At 63.9% G+C, this 2,935-nt stretch carries 1 protein-coding gene and 3 pseudogenes; 3 read left to right on the top strand and 1 reads right to left on the bottom strand.

Features of this window, described 5'->3' with window-relative positions; genetic code table 11:
• Positions 1–156 precede the first annotated feature (156 nt).
• A pseudogene (locus tag ABZY33_RS35920) lies at positions 157–363 on the top strand (SMI1/KNR4 family protein); the annotation flags it as partial.
• 96 nt (positions 364–459) lie between these two features.
• Positions 460–1,714: pseudogene (locus ABZY33_RS35915) on the top strand (IS701 family transposase).
• 91 nt (positions 1,715–1,805) lie between these two features.
• Here the strand turns inward: ABZY33_RS35915 and ABZY33_RS35910 are convergent.
• Positions 1,806–2,144 carry an Lsr2 family protein gene (locus ABZY33_RS35910; RefSeq protein WP_356495918.1) on the bottom strand — a complete coding sequence of 113 codons (339 nt, stop codon included), beginning with the start codon at positions 2,142–2,144 and terminating at the stop codon, positions 1,806–1,808.
• A gap of 662 nt (positions 2,145–2,806) precedes the next feature.
• Between ABZY33_RS35910 and ABZY33_RS35905 the strand changes: the two are divergent.
• Positions 2,807–2,935: pseudogene (locus ABZY33_RS35905) on the top strand (IS5/IS1182 family transposase); the annotation flags it as partial.

The raw sequence follows: 2,935 nt of genomic DNA, 5'->3' as shown, positions 1-2,935 counted from the left end.
CTGGTTCAACAACCAGCGCCTCCACTCCGCGATCGGAAACGTCCCGCCACACGAACACGAGACCAACTACTACGCTCAGCACCAGCCCCAACCGGCGGCTGGAGTCAACGCATAGAGCCTCCACCGATCCCGGAGCGGTTCAATGTCAGTGCGGGCAAAGAAGCCGGCGGCCTCGTCATCGGCTCGAACGGCGGCGGCCTGTCCTACGTCGCCGACCCTGGCGGGGTGATCTACCGGACGCGAACGGCGTCGCTGGACGAGCCCGAGCTCTCCCAGGTAGCTGACGACCTGCGGCAGTTTCTCGAGCTGCTGGAGCGATCCCTTACGCGGTTCGTCGCCAATGGCGAACCGGGATGCCTGTAGCTGGGCCTCGACACTTCATTGTGTTAGCCGCTGTTAGTACTCCAGCAGCGGTTCGTGTCCTGAGCTGGGGGTTGTCGTTGTCCTGGTACGGAGGGGATGACTGAAGTCAGTTGCTGGACCGGTGAATTGGAGACGGTGTTCGGGCGGGTGGCGGGCCGGTTCGCTCGGGCGGATCTGCGGTGGCGGATGCGGGACTACGTCCGCGGTCTGCTGGGGCGGGCGACACGCAAGAACGGCTGGCAGCTCGCGGAATGGGCAGGCCACCGCACTCCCGACGGCTTCCAGCGGCTGCTGAACAGCAGCGTCTGGGGCGCAGACGCCCTGCGTGACGATGTCCGTGCCTATGTCGCCGATCGGCTCGGGCCGGACGGAGTGCTGATCATCGACGACACCGGGTTCATCAAGAAGGGCTCCACCTCGGCCGTCGTGGGCCGGCAGTACACCGGAACCTCTGGAAAGATCGACAATTGCCAGATTGGAGTGTTCGCCGCCTACGCCACTAGCTCGGGCCGGGCTCTGGTGGACCGGGAGCTCTACCTGCCCAAAGCCTGGACGTCCGATCGCGACCGCTGCCGGGCGGCGAAGATCCCCGACGAACGCGGTTTCGCGACCAAGGGAGAGCTGGCCCGGGACATGGTCCGTCGCTGTCTGGCCGCCGGCCTGCCTGCCTGCCAAGTGGATCACCGCAGACGAGGCCTATGGGCAGGACTGGAACTTCCGCCGCCTGCTTGAGCAACTCGACATCGGCTATGTGGTGGCGGTGCCCAAGCCGCAGCAGATCAAGTCCCTGGCCGGCATCTGGCGCATCGACCAGCTCATCGAGGAAGCACCCGGTGATGCCTGGTAGCGGCTGTCCTGCGGTGACGGGGCGAAGGGGCCACGGATCTACGACTGGGCAGCGGCCAAGCTGCCTGCCAACATCGTCTTCGACCCCGACCCGCCGACCCACCACCGTTGGGTGATGGCCCGTCGCAGCCTGTCCGACTCCGCTGAACTGGCCTATTACCTCGCTTACGCACCCGTGGATGTCGAGATCGCCGAGCTAGCCCGGATTGCCGGGTCCCGTTGGGCGATCGAGGAGTGCTTCCAGGCCGCGAAGAATGAGTGCGGCCTGGACGAGTACGAGGTCCGTCGCCATGTCGGCTGGTACCGGCACATCACTCTGGCCATGCTCGCCCATGCCATCCTGACCGCATTCGCAGCACAGCCCCAGGCCGACGGCGATGCCGCAAAGGGGGTTGCAGAAACGGATCAGCCTCCATCCCGCTCAGCGTGGCAGAGATACGGCGGCTCCTGGACGCTCTCCTGCCCCACGCGCGAGCCGACCGCGATCCCGTCACCCACGCGCTGAAGTGGTCGGCCTGGAGAAGACGCAGCCAGGCGGTCGCCCGCCACTGCCATTACCGAAAACGCAACTCAGGACACGAACCGCTGCTGGAGTATTAGTGGGCTACTTCGTACTGCTCACGGATGCCAGAAGGAACGCGGCCCCGCTCGTTGATCTCAATACCCTGCGCCTTGGCCCAGGAGCGAATCTCCTCGGCGCTTGCTCCGTCACTTCCAGCCCTACCTCGGGCCTTGGCGCTGCCCCCCTTGACGCGACCAGCCTTGCGCCCCGCCTTGATAAACGGTCCCAAGGCGTCGGCGAGCTTGTCGTAGCTCTCAGGAGTGAGGTCGATCTCATAATTCACACCGTTCAGTGAGAACCTGTGAGTGGAGACCTCCTCAGATTCCTTGTTGGTGAGGTCGTCGGTGTAAATAACGATCGTCTTTTGAGTCATTCCGGGATCGTACCTCACAACCCTCCGAAGAGAGTATGGGTCACATCACCGAAGAACTCACGCAAGATGACGTGGGTCTCGTCGCCCGTGAGGTCCGCGAAGGGTAGCGAACGCGAGCCGTTGAGACTGGCCTCGATCTGGTCGCGGATGATACGACTCGCCCCGCCGCCAGCGCCCACTTGGCTGATGCATGTGCCACGACTGGATGAGCAACCAAATTCAGGCTGATATTTTTGGCCTGTTAAACGACTGCTCGTGTTCAGGCGCAGACCAGGCTGCTCCCAAGAATTACCGCCGACCGGAAGGGCCGTTCCCCTTGAGCGATCCCAAATTCCTGCCGCCGCTCACATGGGTTCTTCTCCGGCACTGCGGTGCCATCGCTTGCGAGAAGGTTCAGCCGTGAGGCTGAGGTTAAACCCTAAGGGCCGAAACTCGATTTCACGCGACGAGCGACAGAGCTTGTGCCGTGATCAGTTGCTGTTCAAACTAGGTTGATGTGAGGTACCGAGCGCCGAATGCCGACGGCGCGGATAGTTGCATGCCAGCCGGCGGAACAGATCGAGCCGCGTCCATGCCTTCGAGGGCCTTAGAACGGCTAACACAATGAGGTGCATCGTCCCTGGCAGCCGTGCCTGACAGGGCAGTTGAGCGTTGGCCAGGCTGTGGGAACTTCACCGTGGATCGTGCCGGACGACCTGTGGGAGCGGATCGAGCCGCTGCTGCCGAAGAAGGAGCGGCGGTTCCGCTACCCCGGTCGCCTGCCGGTCCCGGACCGCCAGGTGTTGTGCGGG

The sequence above is a fragment of the Streptomyces sp. NPDC006552 genome (assembly GCF_040611655.1).
Taxonomy (GTDB): domain Bacteria; phylum Actinomycetota; class Actinomycetes; order Streptomycetales; family Streptomycetaceae; genus Streptomyces.
Note: the sequence above shows the minus strand (reverse complement) of the source record. Positions and strands in the feature narration are given on the sequence as shown.